The 17,068-nt window shown below is 70.9% G+C and carries 19 protein-coding genes, 1 tRNA gene, 3 pseudogenes and 1 riboswitch; of the genes and pseudogenes, 14 read left to right on the top strand and 9 right to left on the bottom strand.

Features of this window, described 5'->3' with window-relative positions; genetic code table 11:
* Positions 1 to 25 precede the first annotated feature (25 nt).
* A pseudogene (locus tag AB0J46_RS02215) lies at positions 26 to 187 on the top strand (IS5/IS1182 family transposase); the annotation flags it as partial.
* 297 nt (positions 188 to 484) lie between these two features.
* Here AB0J46_RS02215 and AB0J46_RS02210 read toward each other — a convergent pair.
* A tRNA-Arg gene (locus AB0J46_RS02210) sits at positions 485 to 556 on the bottom strand.
* Between the two features lie 114 nt (positions 557 to 670).
* Between AB0J46_RS02210 and AB0J46_RS02205 the strand changes: the two genes are divergently transcribed.
* From AB0J46_RS02205 to AB0J46_RS02190, 4 genes are all read left to right on the top strand, one after another.
* Positions 671 to 1,057: a response regulator gene (locus AB0J46_RS02205; protein WP_352349704.1), complete on the top strand. Its 387-nt coding sequence runs from the start codon at positions 671 to 673 to the stop codon at positions 1,055 to 1,057.
* Between the two features lie 122 nt (positions 1,058 to 1,179).
* A complete protein-coding gene (locus tag AB0J46_RS02200; protein WP_358283169.1) occupies positions 1,180 to 1,842 on the top strand; it encodes an AIM24 family protein in 663 nt (220 codons plus the stop codon).
* Positions 1,843 to 1,906: 64 nt separating this feature from the next.
* Positions 1,907 to 2,206 carry a winged helix-turn-helix domain-containing protein gene (locus AB0J46_RS02195; protein WP_352349708.1) on the top strand — a complete coding sequence of 100 codons (300 nt, stop codon included), beginning with the start codon at positions 1,907 to 1,909 and terminating at the stop codon, positions 2,204 to 2,206.
* The gene (locus tag AB0J46_RS02190; protein ID WP_364325196.1) at positions 2,196 to 2,780 is read left to right on the top strand and encodes a YbaK/prolyl-tRNA synthetase associated domain-containing protein; all 585 of its coding nucleotides are present in this window, start codon (positions 2,196 to 2,198) and stop codon (positions 2,778 to 2,780) included. Before AB0J46_RS02195 ends, AB0J46_RS02190 begins: the two co-directional genes overlap by 11 nt.
* A gap of 76 nt (positions 2,781 to 2,856) precedes the next feature.
* On the opposite strand, the gene AB0J46_RS02185 is transcribed toward AB0J46_RS02190, so the two are convergent.
* Together AB0J46_RS02185 and AB0J46_RS02180 are read right to left on the bottom strand one after the other, a co-directional pair.
* Positions 2,857 to 3,693 (bottom strand): universal stress protein, encoded by an 837-nt coding sequence (locus AB0J46_RS02185; RefSeq protein ID WP_364325193.1) that lies wholly within the window; start codon positions 3,691 to 3,693, stop codon positions 2,857 to 2,859.
* Positions 3,694 to 3,695: 2 nt separating this feature from the next.
* Positions 3,696 to 4,046 (bottom strand): hypothetical protein, encoded by a 351-nt coding sequence (locus AB0J46_RS02180; RefSeq protein ID WP_364325190.1) that lies wholly within the window; start codon positions 4,044 to 4,046, stop codon positions 3,696 to 3,698.
* 59 nt (positions 4,047 to 4,105) lie between these two features.
* On the opposite strand from AB0J46_RS02180, the pseudogene AB0J46_RS02175 reads away from it, so the two are divergent.
* Together AB0J46_RS02175 and AB0J46_RS02170 are read left to right on the top strand one after the other, a co-directional pair.
* Positions 4,106 to 4,672, top strand: a pseudogene (locus AB0J46_RS02175) (glycoside hydrolase N-terminal domain-containing protein); the annotation flags it as partial.
* Positions 4,673 to 4,748: 76 nt separating this feature from the next.
* A complete protein-coding gene (locus tag AB0J46_RS02170; RefSeq protein WP_364325187.1) occupies positions 4,749 to 5,303 on the top strand; it encodes a glycoside hydrolase family 95-like protein in 555 nt (184 codons plus the stop codon).
* On the opposite strand, the gene AB0J46_RS02165 is transcribed toward AB0J46_RS02170, so the two are convergent.
* Positions 5,263 to 5,883, bottom strand: a complete 621-nt coding sequence (locus tag AB0J46_RS02165) for a class I SAM-dependent methyltransferase (RefSeq protein ID WP_364325184.1) — start codon at positions 5,881 to 5,883, stop codon at positions 5,263 to 5,265. The genes AB0J46_RS02170 and AB0J46_RS02165 overlap by 41 nt on opposite strands.
* A 35-nt stretch (positions 5,884 to 5,918) precedes the next feature.
* Positions 5,919 to 6,031: riboswitch (TPP riboswitch) on the top strand.
* Here AB0J46_RS02165 and thiC point away from each other — a divergent pair.
* Positions 6,024 to 7,502 (top strand): phosphomethylpyrimidine synthase ThiC, encoded by a 1,479-nt coding sequence (gene thiC / locus AB0J46_RS02160; protein WP_364325181.1) that lies wholly within the window; start codon positions 6,024 to 6,026, stop codon positions 7,500 to 7,502. Its footprint overlaps the riboswitch before it by 8 nt.
* A gap of 9 nt (positions 7,503 to 7,511) precedes the next feature.
* Here thiC and AB0J46_RS02155 read toward each other — a convergent pair whose 3' ends face one another.
* The 3 genes from AB0J46_RS02155 to AB0J46_RS02145 form a co-directional block, all read right to left on the bottom strand.
* Positions 7,512 to 8,363: an SDR family oxidoreductase gene (locus AB0J46_RS02155; protein WP_364325178.1), complete on the bottom strand. Its 852-nt coding sequence runs from the start codon at positions 8,361 to 8,363 to the stop codon at positions 7,512 to 7,514.
* Between the two features lie 118 nt (positions 8,364 to 8,481).
* Positions 8,482 to 9,315, bottom strand: a complete 834-nt coding sequence (locus AB0J46_RS02150; protein WP_364325175.1) for a hypothetical protein — start codon at positions 9,313 to 9,315, stop codon at positions 8,482 to 8,484.
* 86 nt (positions 9,316 to 9,401) lie between these two features.
* Positions 9,402 to 10,199 (bottom strand): SDR family NAD(P)-dependent oxidoreductase, encoded by a 798-nt coding sequence (locus tag AB0J46_RS02145; protein ID WP_364325172.1) that lies wholly within the window; start codon positions 10,197 to 10,199, stop codon positions 9,402 to 9,404.
* A 129-nt stretch (positions 10,200 to 10,328) separates the two neighbouring features.
* On the opposite strand from AB0J46_RS02145, the gene AB0J46_RS02140 reads away from it, so the two are divergent.
* From AB0J46_RS02140 to AB0J46_RS02120, 5 genes are all read left to right on the top strand, one after another.
* Positions 10,329 to 10,652, top strand: a complete 324-nt coding sequence (locus AB0J46_RS02140) for a hypothetical protein (protein ID WP_364325169.1) — start codon at positions 10,329 to 10,331, stop codon at positions 10,650 to 10,652.
* Between the two features lie 12 nt (positions 10,653 to 10,664).
* Entirely contained in the window at positions 10,665 to 12,062 is a 1,398-nt protein-coding gene (locus tag AB0J46_RS02135) for a HAMP domain-containing sensor histidine kinase (RefSeq protein WP_364325166.1), read from the top strand.
* Positions 12,059 to 12,721, top strand: a complete 663-nt coding sequence (locus AB0J46_RS02130) for a response regulator transcription factor (protein WP_352319662.1) — start codon at positions 12,059 to 12,061, stop codon at positions 12,719 to 12,721. Before AB0J46_RS02135 ends, AB0J46_RS02130 begins: the two co-directional genes overlap by 4 nt.
* Positions 12,722 to 12,808: 87 nt before the next feature.
* The gene (locus AB0J46_RS02125; RefSeq protein ID WP_357991601.1) at positions 12,809 to 13,339 is read left to right on the top strand and encodes a DUF4956 domain-containing protein; all 531 of its coding nucleotides are present in this window, start codon (positions 12,809 to 12,811) and stop codon (positions 13,337 to 13,339) included.
* Entirely contained in the window at positions 13,336 to 14,097 is a 762-nt protein-coding gene (locus tag AB0J46_RS02120) for a polyphosphate polymerase domain-containing protein (RefSeq protein WP_358283193.1), read from the top strand. The genes AB0J46_RS02125 and AB0J46_RS02120 overlap by 4 nt, the downstream gene beginning before the upstream one ends.
* On the opposite strand, the gene AB0J46_RS02115 is transcribed toward AB0J46_RS02120, so the two are convergent.
* A complete protein-coding gene (locus tag AB0J46_RS02115) occupies positions 14,092 to 15,315 on the bottom strand; it encodes an acyl-CoA dehydrogenase family protein (protein WP_364325161.1) in 1,224 nt (407 codons plus the stop codon). The two genes, AB0J46_RS02120 and AB0J46_RS02115, sit on opposite strands and share 6 nt — an antisense overlap.
* A 68-nt stretch (positions 15,316 to 15,383) precedes the next feature.
* Between AB0J46_RS02115 and AB0J46_RS02110 the strand changes: the two are divergent.
* Positions 15,384 to 15,560 (top strand): annotated as a pseudogene (locus AB0J46_RS02110) (TetR family transcriptional regulator); the annotation flags it as partial.
* Between the two features lie 447 nt (positions 15,561 to 16,007).
* Here AB0J46_RS02110 and AB0J46_RS02105 read toward each other — a convergent pair.
* On the bottom strand, positions 16,008 to 17,003 hold the full coding sequence (locus AB0J46_RS02105; protein ID WP_364325158.1) for an acyltransferase family protein: 996 nt from the start codon (positions 17,001 to 17,003) through the stop codon (positions 16,008 to 16,010).
* Positions 17,004 to 17,068: the final 65 nt, after the last annotated feature.

Below are 17,068 nucleotides of genomic sequence, written 5' to 3'. Positions count from 1 at the left end.
TCCGATGCCCCAACCAAGAACCTCGTTGCTGTCCTGTCGTGCCGCGATTCCGCTGTCCAACCACACCCTCATCCGCTTGGCCGAACTCATCCGCACCCAGCGTGCCGCACGCGGCTCCCGGCGGCGTCGGTCGGACCCGGCCCAACAGGCCCTGCTCGTCCTGGCCCACCCGCGCAACGGCGACACCCGCGCCTGATCGGCCAACGGATTCGCCAGTTTTGCGCCATGTTTGCGAAAGCGTGGACCTGCTGGCCCGTTAGCCGACTACGTGGACGCCGCCGCAGAGCGCGCTGCCCGACGTACATTGCCGTTCGGAGAGCATGATCCAACGCCGGTGAGCGGCGGGCCGTCGTGCCATCTCATGATCGGTACACGCCCGGTACGTGCTCATGCTCGCCCTCGGTGGCAGCGGGTGGCACACCTGGAACGCAGAAGGACCTGCGTTTCCGCAGGTCCTTGGCCGTCTCGCGATGGAGATCGTGTGTGCCCCCTGTAGGATTCGAACCTACGCACCCGGCTCCGGAGGCCGGTGCTCTATCCCCTGAGCTAAGGGGGCGACGAGTGATAAGGCTATCAGCATCCGGGGACCACTCGGCACCAGATAACGCTCCTTGAACGCATCCCGCGAAAACCCCACGTGACCGGCCCGCTACGGGCTAGCTTTGCGCCCGTGAGCGACGTTCTTGGCAAAGTACTGGTCGTGGATGACGACGAGGTCATCCGGCAGCTCATCGCGGTCAACCTGAATCTTGAGGGGTTCGAGGTGTCGACCGCCACCGATGGGCAGGACTGTCTGGATCGCGTGATGGACGTCATGCCGGATGTGATCACGCTGGACGTGATGATGCCCTGCCTCGACGGGTGGGCGACGGCGGAGAAGTTGCGTACGGAGGAGGCGACCAGTCACATCAAGGTCGTCCTGATCACGGCGCGGGCGCAGGACGACGACCGGAGGCGGGGGCTGGGGATCGGGGTCGACGCGTACCTGACCAAGCCGTTCGATCCGGCCGAGCTCATTCAGGTGGTGCGGGAACTCGCGTCCGGGGCGCCGAGTTGATGGGGTTGTAGAACGGCGCCGGAGTGGTGTGCCGGAGGTGGTGGGAGCGGCGGAGATGACGCCGCTCGGGCCGGCTCCGGATGCACGTCGGCGGCGACGACCATCGACGTGAGAGGCGCGACGTGCGTAGTTCGATCTTCGGCAACCTGGCCGGCCAGCCGCTTCCCGGCGGGTTCGCGCTGGAGAACAGCAAGATGCTGCGGGTCCAGTTGCCGCACGAGGTGCTTGCCAAGCAGGGGTCCATGGTCGCCTTCCAGGGGCAGATGGACTTCGACTACGAGGGTGGCGGGCTCGGCAGGCTGCTGAAGAAGGCCGTGACGGGGGAGGGGGCCTCCCTGATGCGGGTGCGCGGCCAGGGGCAGCTCTATCTGGCCGACAACGCCGACGACATCCACCTCTTCTACCTGGAGAACGAGGGGCTGACGGTCAACGGGCGGAACCTGCTGGCGTTCGGGCCGGAGCTCAGGTGGGACATCCAGCGTGTTCAGGGGGCCGGGGTCGCGGCCGGTGGGCTGTTCAACACCACGGTGACGGGCACGGGGTGGGTGGCGGTGACCACGCACGGCACGCCGGTGTTGCTGGACGTGGCGCGGATGCCGACGTTCGTGGACGGGCAGGCGGCGGTGTGCTGGAGCACGGGGCTGCAGGTCGGGGTCAACCGCACGATGAAGGTCGGGGCGTTGATCGGGCGCGGGAGCGGCGAGGCCATGCAGCTGGCGTTCCGGGGGCAGGGGTTCGTCCTGGTGCAGGCCAGCGAAGGTGCGCCGGTGGTGCAGGCGTCCTGAGGTCGTACGGCTCAGGGGCTTGCTGGGTGTGGACAGGTAATTAGCTTATTGCCATACTGGCTCGGTGGATGTGGATCTGGTCAAGGCGCTGGCCAGTGACAAACGGCTGCTCATCCTTGAGTGGCTGCGCGACCCCGAGCGGCACTTCGGCCCGCAGCGCGACGGCGATCTCGTACGCGACGGCGTCTGTTCGTTGTTCATCGCCGAGAAGCTGGGCGTGAGCCGGCCCACGTGCGGCGAGCATCTCAAGGTGCTGGCCCAGGCGGGGCTGATCCGGGGCACGAAGATCAAGCAGTGGGTGTTCTACCAGCGCGACGAGGGCCGGATCGCCAAGGCCAAGGAGATGTTGAGCAGTGACTGGTGACCCGGCTGACGCCTACGAACGTCCCGACGCCTATGAACGTCCCGACGCCGACGAAGGCCCTGACGCCGACCGGCGGACGGATGCCTATGAGCGGCTGATCGCCGATCTCGATGCCGGCGGGGCGCGGTACCGGGTGATCGACCATCCGGCGGAGGGGCGTACCGAGCAGGTGAGCGCCCTGCGCGGGCACGGCGTCGAGCAGGCGGCCAAGTGCCTGATCGTGATGGTCAAGATCGGCAAGAAGCGCACCCGGCACGTGCTGGCCGTCGTGCCGGGCGACGCGCGGCTGGATCTGCAGGCGGTCAAGGGGCTGCTGGAGGGCACGTACGTCGCCTTCGCCGACAAGGACCGGGCGGAGGAACTGGCGGGCAGCGTCAGCGGGACGGTGTTGCCGTTCAGCCATGACCCCCGCCTTGAGCTGGTGGTCGATCCTTCGCTGCTGGAACTGCCGGAGATCTACTTCAACGCCGCGCGCCTCGACCGCTCCCTGGCGCTCGCCACCGACGACTACGTACGGCTGGCCGCGCCCCGGGTGGCCGGCATAGTGGCGGCGGCGGCGCCGGCCGCCGGTTAGCCACCGGCGGGCGTCCGGGGCAGGGCGGCCGGAGGCAGGAGGGGGCGGCGAAGGCGGTGGCCTGCGGGAACGTCGCCTAGGCGGAGGTGGCTTTCACGATCGCGAGCGGCCCGGGCGCGTGGTGCAGCATGGCCTGGCTGACCGAGCCGATGAGCATGCCCTTCAGCGTGCCGTGGCCCCGGCTGCCGACGACCAGCAGGTCGGCCCCGGCCGCCACCTCGCGCAGCACCTCGACGGGATGGCCGTGCACGACGTCCTCGATCACCTCCACGCCGGGATGGCATTGCCGGGGTATGGCGAGGAAGGTCCGCAGGGCCTCGCGGGTCTCGCGTTCGGCCTCCGGATCGGCGGGCCCGAAGCCCGAGGGACGCGGCCAGGCGAACGCCTCCACCGCGCGCAGCCGGGCCCCGCGCAGCTCGGCCTCGGCGAAGGCGAACTTCAGCGCGCGGAGGCTGCCCTCGGAACGGTCGACGCCGACCACCAGCTCACCGCGCGGAACGGCGGGCGGATCGCGGACCAGGACGACGTCAGTCCGGGCATGCGCGGCCACCCCATGGGCGACCGAGCCGAGCAGCAGCCCGCGTACGCCGCCCAGGCCACGACTGCCGACGACGAGCAGGTCGGCCTGCTCGGCGGTCTTGATCAGCGCGGCGCGGGGATCGCCGGGCACGAGTTCCGTGGTCACCTCGGCCCCCAGTTCGCGGGCCCGCCGTTCGGCGGCCGCGAGCACCTCCTTGGCGCCGTCGCGCATCCACTTGCCCACCTCCGCGTACCGGCCGGAGATCGGGCGGCAGACCCAGTCGGGCACCACGTGGGCCACGGTCAGCGACACCCCGCGCAGCACTGCCTCCTTGGCGGCCCAGTCGACGGACAGCAGTCCGGTCGGCGAGCCGTCGACACCTGCGACGATCATGGTCAGGCCACGTAACATTCCACTTCGGCGCGGCGATAGGCCAAGCCCTGTCTGGTGGACTCGTCGATGCACGCGCGCTCGGTCTTGCTGAGGAGCAGTTCGCCGCAGACCGTCACGCCGGAGTACGTCCGGCAGTCGAGTGAACGGTTGCGCCGGCCGATACGGTAGTTGTCCTTGACCGCCTGCCTGCATTTCTGGCGCAGGGCCTGTGTGTCGGCGTAGCGGCACTGGGCGGTCAGCGTCCGGTATTGCTGCTTGCTCACTTCCTGCTGCTCGATGCCGTCCCCAGAGGCGGCAGCCGGTCCGATCGTGGCGAGAGCCACGATCGCGGCCACAGCGGCGATCTTCATCATAGTTCCCCTGAGGGAGTCCGTACCGCCAGGGGCGATCGCCAAACCTGAGGCTGATCGCCATGCTGACGCTCCGGTACGACGAGCCCGCCCCCAGTTGGGAAGGACACGTCCTGCCGATCGGCAACGGAGCGCTCGGCGCCTGCGTGTTCGGGACGCTTGCGACCGAGCGCGTCCAGCTCAACGAGAAATCGTTGTGGACCGGCGGTCCGGGCAGCGCGGAGCCCGGTGGATCCGGCAACTGGCCGGCGGACCGTCCCGGCGCTCTGGACGCGGTGCGGCGGGTCATCGACGAGCGGGGTTCGATGGCGCCGGAGGACGTGGCCGCGATCCTGGGGAACCCGTCCTACAGCATGGTGGGGCACATTCCCGGCTTCGGGGCGTTCCAGAACTTCGGCGAGCTGCTGCTCGACGTGACCGGCGGCTTCTCCGGCGGCTACCGGCGCATGCTCGACCTGGAGACGGCGGTGGCCGCCGTGACCTACGAGGACGCCGACGGCGTGGTCCTCACCAGGGAATATTTCGCCTCGTACCCGGCGCACGTCATCGTCGGGAGGCTGTCGGCGGGGCCTCCGGGACGGGTGGGGTTCACGTTACGCTTCGGCACCGCACATGACGGCGGGGAGGAAGTGACCGCCGAGTCCGGACGGCTGCGCGTCCGGGGCGTGCTCGCCGACAACGGCCGCGGCCGCGCGCACGCTCGGCGTGGACGTCGAGTTCGCCGGACGGCTGCGCGCGGCGGCCGACCGGCTCGATCCGGGGCTGCGGGTCGGCTCCTGGGGGCAGCTCCAGGAGTGGAAGGCCGGCCTCGACGACCCGTCCGACCGGCACCGGCACGTCTCCCAGCTCTACGCCCTGCACCCCGGGACGCAGCTCACCGCCCCCGAGCACCTGGCCGCGGCGCGCACCACCCTCGAAGCCCGCGGCGACGGCGGCACGGGCTGGAGCATGGCCTGGAAGGTCAACTTCTGGGCCCGGCTCAAGGACGGCGACCGTGCCCTGAGCATGCTGAGCGGGCAACTGCGCGCCAGCACGCTGCCCAACCTGTGGGACACCCATCCGCCGTTCCAGATCGACGGGAACCTCGGCGCGACCGCCGGGGTGGCCGAGATGCTGCTCCAGAGCCACGCCGGCGTCATCGAGCTGCTGCCCGCGCTGCCGGCCGCCTGGCCCGCGGGCTCGTTCGACGGGCTGCGCGCCCGCGCGCTCGACCTGGAGACTAGGGCCGGGGAGAGCTGCGCGCTGTCGCCAGCACGCTGAACCACGTGCGGTGGGTGACGTTCGTCTCGTGCCAGGCGACCGCGAACCCGGCCGCGTCCAGCACCGCGAGCAGGTCGCCCGCGTCGCGGTGGACGAACCAGCGCTCGTACTCCGTCCGGTACGGCACCGGCTCCCAGCCCTCGCTGTCGCCCAGGGCGGTGGTCAGCGCGAGCACCCCGCCGGGGCGCAGCGCCGCGTGCCAGGCGCGCAGCGTGGGCTCGGTCTGCTCGGACGGCACGTGCACGAGGGCCGCGGCCGACCAGACGCCGTCCAGGGACGCCGGCGACAACGGCGGGCGTCGCAGATCGCCCAGAACGGTGGGCACGCCGTGCCCGGCGGCGAGCCTGGCCATCTCGATCGACAGGTCCACGCCCACGGTGGTCAGGCCGCGTCCGGCGAACCAGGCCGACTCGCGCCCCGGGCCGCATCCCAGGTCGGCGACCGTGGCTCCGGCCGGCAGGGCTGCGGCGAACCGGTCGCGGAAGGCCGCGAACGAGGGCGGCGGTTCGGTGAACTGCTCGTCGAACTGGCGCGCGATGCGGTCGTAGGTGGCGGTCGTGTGCGCAATGGGATCAGACATCCCCTTGATCCTGCCACGCGCGGGGTTATGATCGCGATGACCAACGCGGGAGCCCGGTGCGGACCGGGCTGAGAGGACGGCTGTCAGCCGCCGACCGCCAGAACCTGCTCCGGATAATGCCGGCGAAGGGAGTTTGCGCGATGAGCGACGCGCGCTTTTCCAAGATCTACATCGGTGACCTTCAGGTGCCGATGCGCGAGGTCAGGCTGTCGAACGGCACGTCGGTGCGGCTCTACGACACCTCGGGGCCGTCGCGTACCGACCGCTCGGCGTGGGGGTCGCCGGTCACCCAGCTCGGCGCCGCGCGGCGCGGCGTGGTGACCAAGGAGATGGAGTTCGTGGCCGTCCGGGAGGGGATGACGCCCGAGTTCGTCCGGCAGGAGGTCGCGGCCGGGCGGGCGGTCATCCCCGCCAACGTCAACCATCCGGAGTCCGAGCCGATGGCGATCGGCCGGAACTTCCTGGTCAAGATCAACGCCAACATCGGCAACTCCGCCGTCACCTCCTCGATCGGGGAGGAGGTCGAGAAGATGACGTGGGCCACCCGGTGGGGCGCCGACACCGTCATGGACCTGTCCACCGGGCCGAACATCCACGAGACCCGCGAGCAGATCATCCGCAGCTCGCCCGTACCGGTCGGGACCGTGCCCATCTACCAGGCGCTGGAGAAGGTGGGCGGGCGGCCCGAGGCGCTGTCGTGGGAGGTCTACCGCGACACCCTGATCGAGCAGTGCGAGCAGGGTGTCGACTACGTGACGGTGCACGCGGGCGTGCGGCTGGCGCACGTCCCGCTGACCGCGCGACGCAAGACCGGGATCGTCTCGCGCGGGGGCTCGATCATGGCCGCCTGGTGCCTGGCCCACCACCGCGAGAGCTTCCTGTACGAGCACTTCGACGAGATGTGCGCCCTGCTGGCCCGCTACGACGTGACGTTCTCGCTGGGCGACGGGCTGCGCCCCGGCTCGATCGCGGACGCCAACGACGAGGCCCAGTTCGTCGAGCTGCGCACCCTGGGCGAGCTGACCAAGATCGCGCACGCGCACGACGTGCAGGTGATGATCGAGGGCCCCGGCCACGTGCCCATGCACAAGATCAAGGAGAACGTCGACCTGCAGCGCGAGCTCTGCGACGACGTGCCCTTCTACACCCTCGGCCCGCTCGTCACCGACATTGCCCCCGGCTACGACCACATCACCTCGGGCATCGGCGCCGCCATGATCGCCTGGTACGGCACCGCCATGCTCTGCTACGTGACCCCCAAGGAGCACCTCGGCCTGCCCAACCGCGACGACGTCAAGACCGGCGTGATCACGTACAAGATCGCGGCGCACGCGGCGGACCTGGCCAAGGGTCACCCGCAGGCCCAGGCGTGGGACGACGCCCTGTCGGACGCCCGGTTCGAGTTCCGCTGGGAGGACCAGTTCGACTTGTCGCTCGACCCGGACACCGCCCGCGCCTTCCACGACGAGACCCTGCCGGCCGCGCCCGCCAAGACCGCGCACTTCTGCTCGATGTGCGGCCCGAAGTTCTGCTCGATGAAGCTCAGCCACGAGGTGCGGGCGGGCATGGCCGACAAGGCGGCCGAATTCCTCGGGAAGGGCGGCTCGATCTACCTCTGACCTGCGCGGTCAGCCCGGGAGCGTCTCGCCGCCGATCGGGGCCAGCACCTCGCCCGTGTAGTACGAGGACAGCCGGTCGGCGGCGAAGAACACGTACGAAGGGGCGATCTCGTCGGGGTCGGCGGCCCGCTTCATGGGCACCTGCGCGCCGAACTTCGCCACCTTCTCCTCCGGCATCGTGGCCGGGATCAGCGGCGTCCAGACCGGGCCGGGGGCGACGGCGTTGATCCTGATGCCGCGCTCGACCAGGTTCTGGGCCATCGAGTAGGTGAAGGCGTTGATCGCGCCCTTCGTCGCGGCGTAGTCGATGAGGGTCTTGTTGCCGCGCAGGCCGTTGATCGAGGAGGTGTTCACGATCGCGCTGCCCTCCCGCAGGTGCGGCAGCGCGGCCTTGGTGACGCGGTAGTAGCTGTGGATGTTGACCGCGAACGTGTGCTCCCACTGCTCGTCCGTCAGCTCCTCCAGGGAGTCGACCGGCGCCTGGTAGGCCACGTTGTTGACCAGGACGTCCAGGCCGCCCAGCTCGGAGACCGCCTGCTCCACGACCGTCGCGCAGTGGTCGCGGTCGCCCAGGTCGCCGGGCAGCAGCACGCACCGCCGTCCCTCCTGCTCGACCAGGCCGCGGGTGTGGTTGGCGTCGTCGTGCTCGTCGAGGTAGGCGATGGCGACGTCCGCGCCCTCCTTGGCGAACGCCACCGCCACCGCCCGGCCGATGCCCGAGTCACCGCCGGTGATCAGCGCCTTCTTGCCCGCCAGCAGGTCCCTGCCTTCGTAACCGCGCATCTCGTCGCGCGGCTCGGGGGACATCTCGTCCGTACGGCCCGGGTACGGCTGGCTCTGGGGTGGTGGTGTCTCCGACATGTCCGGCGATCTTCCCCTGGCGGGGTATCGGTAACGTCATGCTTCGCCCAGATCAGCGGTTGTCTCCTCGTCCGGCCCGCAGCTGACGGCCCTCGGGAAGGAACCGGGGCGCAGGTGATCAGGTGAGCTTGAGGAGGCCGGCGTCCACCACTCGGCGGCCGAAGGGGCGGGCGAGGTCGGCGAGGCGTTCGCAGTCGGGTTCGCCCAAGGCGCCGTAGGCGGGCATGGCCAGGGTGTCGGTGCGGGTTTCGAGGTGGTGGCGCAGGGACTTGCCTTCGGGGGTCAGGTCGTTGTCGGCGGTCAGGAGGCCGCGGGTGCGGAGGGTGGTCTCGGCGTGGGCCCACTGGTCGGGGGGCCAGGCGCGGCTCATGGTGAGGAACGGCTTGGCGACCTCGCCGCTGGCCGCGTGCAGGACGAGGGCTTCGAGGCCGGTGATGCCCTCGGCCAGCAGTGTCGCCACGTGGCCGTCGCCGCGGAACTCGCGCAGGAGGGTCTGGGCGTGCCAGAGCTGGAGGAGGGGGTCGTCGGGCCAGGGGAGGGCGGCGTGGGCGGCGAACAGGGGGCGGCCCTGGGGGTGGTCGCAGGCGGCCTCGGCGGCGCGCCTGGCCAGGGCGAGTACGGGGACGAGGTCGGGCAGTTCGTGGACGGCGGCCCGGCGGAGGGCTTCGGCGGCGGCTTCGTGGCGGGCTTGCAGGACCTGGGCGGGAGTGACCTGGTCCCAGGGGAGGGAGCGGCGTACGAGGTCGGGGTTGAAGTTGTAGAACGTGGCGATGACGAGGTCGGCGGGGGCGGGGCCCAAGGGGGCGGAGCGTGAGGTGAAATATCCGGACATGCCGGTGAGGCCGAGGGCGGCGTAGCGGGTGGTGGCCTCGGGAACGAAGTAGATCATTCCGTGGACGGGTTCCAGGCGGCGCCAGGCTTGGCGGGCGGTCCGGGTGAGCTGCTGGTCCATGGTCAGGTCGGGCCTTTCGCGAACGGCGACGGCGAGGGGAGTGCCTTGCGGGGACGCTTGTGGGGTGTGGAGGAGGCGGCTCGTGGTCAGGCGGTCGGAGGGGATTGGAGGGTGGTGATGAAGTTGGACATTCCGGCTAGCCATCTGTCCGGGGCTTCGGCCTTGCGGCGGTAGAAGTCGGCCACCTCGGGATGGGGCAGGATGTGGAACCGTTCGGCGGCCAGGCCGTCGATCACGGCGGTCGCCACGTCGGCGGGGTCGAGGATCGCGCCCGCCGCCCCCACCGCGCGCGCCGTCAGATGGTCCTCCTCGACGCCGCGTTCCAGCATCCCGGTACGCACGCCCTGCGGGCACAGCACGCTGACCTTGATGCCCTGCGCGGCGTAGTGGATGGCCACCCACTCGGCGAAGGCGATGGCCGCGGCCTTGGTGACGGCGTACGGCGCGTCGCCGGGGCAGCTCACCAGCCCGGCCGCCGAGCAGGTGTTCAGCAGGTAGCCGCCGCCGCGGGCGACCATGCCGGGGATGACGGCGCGGGCGGCGTGCACGTGGGCCAGGACGTTGACCGCGTACAGGGAGGTCCATTCCTGGAGGGGGGCGTCGAGGCCGGAGCCGCCGATGATGCCGGCGTTGGAGCAGAACACGTCCACCGGGCCGAAGGGGGTGGGCTCGGCCAGCGCGGCCACGTCGGACTCGACGGAGACGTCCGCGCGGACGGCCACCGCCCGCTCGCCGATCTCGTCGGCCACGGCCCTCGCGCCGGGCTCGTCCAGGTCGGCCAGCACGATCCCGGCGGCGCCTTCGGCGGCGAAGCGCAGGGCCATCGCCCGTCCGATGCCGCCGGCCGCGCCCGTCACGACGATCACCTTGTCCCGCACCCTCATGAAGACCTCCTGACCGACCAGCCGGTATCAGAACATGATTCTAATGACGACGGGCCGGATGGGAAGGGATGAGAGGTTCCTCATCCTGGCCTCAGGATGGTCTCCTCGGCGAGGCAGACGCTCTACCTCATGAAACGCGTGATGCTCATTCTCGTGGCGCTGACGGCGGCGGGGTTCCTCTCGGCCGGCTGGGTGCGGGCGGCCGGCGACGGGCCCGATCTGGGGGAGTCCGTCACGGTCTCGACCTCGCCGGGGACGCCGGTCGGCGACGTACGGCCGTTCACGTCGCCGGGAACCGAGGCGGAACCCGTCAAGCCGCCCGCGCCGAAGCCCGGAGGCGGCGATGATGATGGCGACGACGACCACCATCGCGCCTGGACCGGCGGAGACGACGATGACGACCGCGAAGACGATGACGACGAAGACGATGACGATGGCGATGGCGACGACTGAGCGGGGGGCCGGATGCGGGTGAGTGCCCGCGCCCGGATCGTGGGCTGGATGCTCGCCGTCGTCGGCCTGGCCCTGGCGGTCTCGATCTTCGCGACCTGGACCGTCCTGCTCGCCCGCCTCGACGACCGGATGAACCTGGAGTTCACCAACGAGGCCGAGAAACTGCGCAGGTACGCCGCCACCGCCCACGACCCCCGTACCGGCCGGCCGGTCTCCGACGTGCGGGAACTGCTCACCGGCTACCTGGCGATCAACGCGCCCGACCGCTGGGAGACCTTCTTCACCATGGTGGGCGGCAGGGCCGACCGGATCACCGCCGTCACGCCGCCGGCCCGGCTCGACACCGACGAGAAGCTGGTCAAGGCGCTGGCCGCGGCCACCAGGCCCGCCTACGGCGACACCGAGAGCGTCGCGGGCACGGTCAGGTACGCCGTCATCCCGGTCAGGGTGGCGGCCGACCCCCGTCCCGGCCATTTCGTCGCCGCCGTCTTCTACGACCGCCATCGGGGCGAGATCGTGGACGCGGTCGGCGTGCTCGGGCTGTCGGCGCTGGCCGCGCTGGCTCTGGCGGGGGCGGCGGGCTGGTTCGTGGCGGGGCGGGTGCTGGCCCCGGTGCGGCTGGTGAGCCAGACGGCCGAGCAGATCAGCGACTCGGCCGACCTCACCCGCAGGCTCAAGGTGACCGGCGACGACGACGTGGCCGCGCTGGCCGCCACGTTCAACCACATGCTCGACCGTCTGGAACGTTCCTTCGCCGTCCAGCGCACGTTCGTGGACGACGCGGGGCACGAGCTGCGTACCCCCATCACGGTCATCCGCGGGCATCTGGAGCTGATGGGGGACGACCCGGCCGAACGGGCCGAGACCCTCGCCCTGGTCACCGACGAGCTGGACCGGATGAACCGGATCGTGGACGACCTGCTCACCCTGGCCAAGGCCGAGCAGCCCGGCTTCCTCGCGGTCGAGGAGGTCGAGCTGGCCGACCTGACGGTGAGCGTGGTGGCCAAGGCCCGGCCGCTGGGCGACCGGCGGTGGCGGGTCGACCAGGTGGCCGAGGCGCGGATCCCGGCCGACCGGCAGCGGCTCACGCAGGCGCTCATGCAGCTGGTGGTGAACGCCGTCCGCCACACCATGGACGACGATCTCATCGCGGTCGGGTCGGCCGTGCGGGACGGGCGGGCCGAGCTGTGGGTGCGCGACAGCGGCCCGGGCGTCGCGCCCGCCGACCGGGAGCGCATCTTCCGCCGGTTCGTCAGGGGCGCGGGACGTACGGGCGGGCACGACGGGGCAGGACTGGGGCTGGCGATCGTCAGGTCGATCGCCGAGGCGCACGGAGGCGGTGTGAGAGTGGCGGACGTCCCGGCGGGGGGCGCTTGTTTCGTGATGACGTTGCCGCTGGCCAGGGCATGAACCGGATCCTGATCGCCGAGGACGAGAGCAGGATCGCGGCCTTCCTGGAGAAGGGTCTGCGCGGCAACGGCTTCGTCACGGCCGTGGTCACGGACGGCGTCGCGGCCTACGACCTGGCCGGTTCGGGCGGGTTCGACCTGTTACTGCTCGACATCGGGCTGCCGCTCAGCGACGGGTTCACCGTGCTGCGGCGGCTGCGGGAGGCGAAGGTGGCCATCCCGGTGATCATCCTGACCGCCCGGGGCGGCGTGACCGACACGGTCGCCGGGCTCGAAGGGGGCGCCGACGACTACATCGCCAAGCCCTTCGCCTTCGAGGAGCTGCTGGCCCGGGTCAGGCTGCGGCTGCGGGCCGACCGCACGCCCGAGCCGACCGTGCTGCGCGTCGGCGACCTGGCGCTCGACCTGCGGACCCGGCGGGCGCACGTCGGCGACCGCGTGGTGGACCTGTCCACCAGGGAGTTCGCGCTGGCGGAGATCTTCTGCCGGCATCCCGACCAGGTGCTGACCCGCGAGCAGCTGCTCAGCCACGTCTGGGGCTTCGACTTCGACCCCGGCTCCAACGTCGTGGACGTCTACGTCCGTTACCTGCGCAGGAAGATCGGGCCCGACCGCATCGAGACCGTGCGCGGCACCGGCTACCGGATGAGAGCCGCCTAATGGGCGCCTCACGGCTCCCTCACCGGCGAGCCGCAGGCTGGTGGACATGAGAACGAGGGGCAAGACACCGTGACGGCCGGACTGGCGATGGACCTGGCGGCGATCACCGTCCTCGCCTACGGCCTGTACTACCGGCGACACCATCGGCGCGACCTGCTGTTCGCCTACGTGGCGCTGAACGTGGGCATCTTCGCGGTGGTCTCCCTGCTGCTGGTCCAGCGGGTGGACCTGGCGGTCGGGTTCGGGCTGTTCGGGGTGTTGTCGATCATCCGGCTGCGGTCCAGCGAGATCACCCAGCAGGAGATCGCCTACTACTTCGTGGCGATCGTCCTCGGGCTGGTGAACGGCATCGCCTCCCAGCTCCCGCTGACCGCGCTGCTGCTGGACGGCGTGCTGCTGGCCGTCGTGCACGTCGCCGACCACCCCCGCCTGCTGGGCCGCACCAGGCAGCAGGTCGTGACACTCGACGTCGTGCACGCCGACCCCGAGCTGCTCAGGGCCGACCTGGAGAGCCGGTTGCGGGGCCGCGTCCTGCACTGCGTCGTCACCCAGGTGGACTACGTGCGCGACGTGACCGTGGTGGACGTGCGCTTCCAGATCGCCGAGGTGGCCCGATGAGGGACGCGGGCGCGCTGATGGCGGGCGTCGCGGCCGGGTTGCCGCCGGTCGGGCTGGACGACGTGCCGGAGCTGATGAGCCGGGTGGACCGCAAGTACGTGGTCAGCGTCCCGGCCATGGCCGAGCTGGTGGCCGAGCTGGGCGACCGGCTCTCGGTGCTGCGGATCGGGGCGTTGCGCCAGTTCCGCTACACCTCGACCTACTTCGACACGCCCGATCTGCTGACCTTCCGCCAGCACCGGCAGGACCGGCGGCGCCGCTTCAAGCTGCGCACCCGTACGTACCTGGACGGGGGCGGCCGATGGCTGGAGCTGAAGCTGAACGGCACCCGCGGCAACACCGACAAACACCGCATCCCGTACGACGCCGCGGCGGCCGGCGAGCTGACCAGCGAGGCCATGGAGTTCGTCGGCGACACGCTGAGCAGCGAGCTGAGCGTCGTCGTGCCCGACGCGCTCGGGCCCGTGCTGTCCACCGACTACCGGCGGGTCACGCTCGTCGACCGGACCGGGCAGGCCCGGCTGACCTGCGACACCGGCCTGCTCTGCCACGACGGCGGCCGCCGGGTGCCCGCCCGCCGCGACCGGGTGCTGCTGGAGTCGAAGTCGGCCGACGGGCGGGCGCTGGTGGACCGGGTGCTGCGCGGGCTGGGGGTGCGGCCGGTCAGCGTCAGCAAGTACTGCCTGGCGGTGGCCGCGCTCCGGGGCGTCCCGGCCAACCGCTGGCAACCCGTCATGCGGGGATATCTTGCGCTATAGCGGCAGGCCGCCGGTCGCTGCGCTCGTCGAACCGGTCGCCTGGTAGGCCGCGATCGTGCGCTCGGCGATGCGCATCTGGTGGATCTCGTCGGCGCCGTCGGCGAAGCGGGCCCAGCGGGCGTGCTGGAACATGCTCGCCAGCGGCGTGTCGGTGGAGTAGCCGAGCGCGCCGTGCACCTGGATCGCCCGGTCGACGATGCGGTTGAGGCTGTTCGCCACGAAATGCTTGGCCATCGACACCTCCGTACGGAAGTCCTCGCCCCGGTCGATCTTGGAGGCGGCGTGCAGCACCATGAGCTTGCACTGGTAGAGCTCCATGGCCGAGTCGGCGATCAGCCACTGCACGCCCTGCTTCTCGGCCAGCAGCGAGCCGTGGCTGTAGCGGTTGAGCGCCCGGTCCACCATCATGTCCAGCGCCGTCTCGGCCTGCGAGATCCACCGCATGCAGTGGGCGAGCCGCGCCGGGCCCAGCCGGTACTGGCCCAGCCGGTGGCCGTTGCCCCGGCCGCCGAGGACCGCGCTGTCGGGCACCCGCAGGTCCTCGATCACGATCTCGCTGTGGCCGGTCGAGCCGTGCATGGTCTCGACCTCGCGCACGTCCTTCCAGCCGGGGTTGGGCAGGTCCACCAGGAAGGCCGTGTTCGCGCCGCGCGAGCCCTCGGGCACGTCCTGCTCGGTGCGCGCGATGAGGATGGCGAAGCTCGCCCGGCGGGCGTTGGAGATGAACCACTTGTGGCCGTTGATCACCCACTCGTCGCCGTCCTTGACCGCCTCGGTGCGGATCAGGGTGGGGTCGGACCCGGCGACCTCGGGCTCGGTCATCGCGAAGCACGACATCTGGACGCCGTCCAGCAGCGGCCGCAGGTACTTCTCCTTCTGCTCGTCGTCCGCCCAGTGGAGGAGTGTGTGCATGTTGCCCTCGTCGGGGGCCTGGCAGTTGAGCACCCACGGGCCGATGCGGGTCTTGGCCGCCTCCGACTGCACCATGGCCAGCTCGACGTGGCCGAGGCCCATGCCGCCCCACGCCTTCGGCATGTGCGGCAGCCACAGGCCCTCGGCCCTGGCCCGGCGGCGGAGCTCGAAGATCGTGCGGAGGTAGGCGTCCCGGTCGCCCTCCTCCACGCCGGACATCGCGGGGATCACGGTCTCCTGGACGAAGGACCTGACCCGCTTGCGGATCTCCTCGTGCTCGGGGGCGAGAGTGAAATCGATGGCCATGACTCTCCTTCGGCAATTTCACCGATAGTACTATCGGTGAAATCAGACACAAGTCCCGTGAGGCGATCGTGACCAGCACACCGCTCAGCAGGAGCGAGGCGAAGGACCTGACCCGGCGCAGGCTGATCGAGGCCGCCCTGACCATCCTCGACGCGGAGGGCGAGACCGGCCTGACGACAGGCAAGGTCGCCAAGGCCGCCGGCATCGCGCAGTCCAGCTTCTACGTGCACTTCAAGGACATGCAGGAGCTGCTGCTGGTGCTCGCCGAGGAGGGCGGCGACCGGCTGCGCGGCGCGATGCGGGAGGCCCGGCGCCGGGCCCGTGAGGCGCCCGGCGACCTCGAACGCCACCGCGACACCTTCCGCATCCCGCTGGAGGCGATCTGCCGCCACCCCGAGCTGCTGCGCATCCAGCTGCGCGCACGGCACGACCCGTCCTCCTCGCTGCGCGACTTCGCCGCCCGTACGGCCGCGGCCTACCGCGAGCACCACGCGGCCGACCTGGCCGCGCTCGGCTACACGGCCGGCGACGAACGGGACCGGCGCCGCCTGGAGATGATCGCCGAGGGCGTCAACGCGGCCACGAACGCCCTGGCCATGGGCCATCTGGAAGGCCGCTACCCCGACCTGGACGAGTGCGCCGACATCCTGGTCGCGCTGTCCAGGGGCGCGCTGCGGCTGCTCAGGCACGAGTCAGGCGGGACGGCGGAGCGGGGTGAAGGCCCAGGTCATGCGGGGCTCGACGGCCCAGCGGAACAGCCCGCGCACCCAGGGCGTGCACAGCAGGGTGGCGGTCAGGACGCCCAGCAGGAGTGACAGCGGCAGCCCCAGCCCGAGCCGCTCGGCGCCCTTCACCACGAACCCGTGCAGCAGGTACGCGTACATGGTGGCCGAGCCCAGCCCGCTGAACCAGGTGCGCCGGGCCGGGGTGACCGCCAGGAACGCGGCCACCAGCACCGCCCCCGCCGCCAGCAGCCCCAGCCTGATCGCGGTGCCGGTGAGGTCGTCCACGCCGATGGCCGCGTTGGAGTGCCGCCACCTGATCCACTCGGTCGGCACCCGCTCGTGCACCAGCAGCGCGACCGCGAGCCCCAGCCCCAGTACGCAGAACCCGGTCAGCCGCATGGAGGGCCGCCGCAGCAGGGCGAAGTGCTCGGGCCGCACCATCAGACCGAGCACGTAGAACGGCAGCAGCGCGAACGTGCGGTTCATGGCCAGCTCGCCGGGCAACCGGTCGAGCCCGGTCAGCAGGGACAGCGCGACCGCGACCGCGAGCGGCCATCTGAGCTGCTGCCACACCGGAGTGGACAGCCGCCACAGGAACAGCGAGAGCAGGAACCAGGTGAGGTAGTACGGGTCGAGCAGGCTCAGCTCGAACGTGCCGTACAGGATCGGGCGGGGGAGCGAGTAGGCCAGCTCGAAGATCAGGTAGGGGACGGCGAGGGTGGAGAGGAGTTTGCGCGCCTTGCCCCCCGAAAACGTGAAATTTCGGGACAAATAGCCGCTAAGTACGATGAACAGCGGCATGTGGAAGACGTACACGTAGAAGTACAGGGCGTGGGCGAGCGGCGCGTCGCGCTGGTCCTCGATCAGGTGACCGCACACGACCAGCACGATGGCCAGGTACTTCGCGTTGTCGAAGAACGGGTCCCTGGCGGTGGCGGGCCGGGCGATGACGGGTGCGTTCACAGACTCCGCACCCTAGCCGCGGCCCGCCGAACCGCCGGGAAACCGGGAATGAGGGCTTACCGAAG

The sequence above is a fragment of the Nonomuraea sp. NPDC049758 genome (assembly GCF_040674635.1).
Classification (GTDB): Bacteria; Actinomycetota; Actinomycetes; order Streptosporangiales; family Streptosporangiaceae; genus Nonomuraea.
This window is presented reverse-complemented; position numbering and strand designations above follow the sequence as displayed.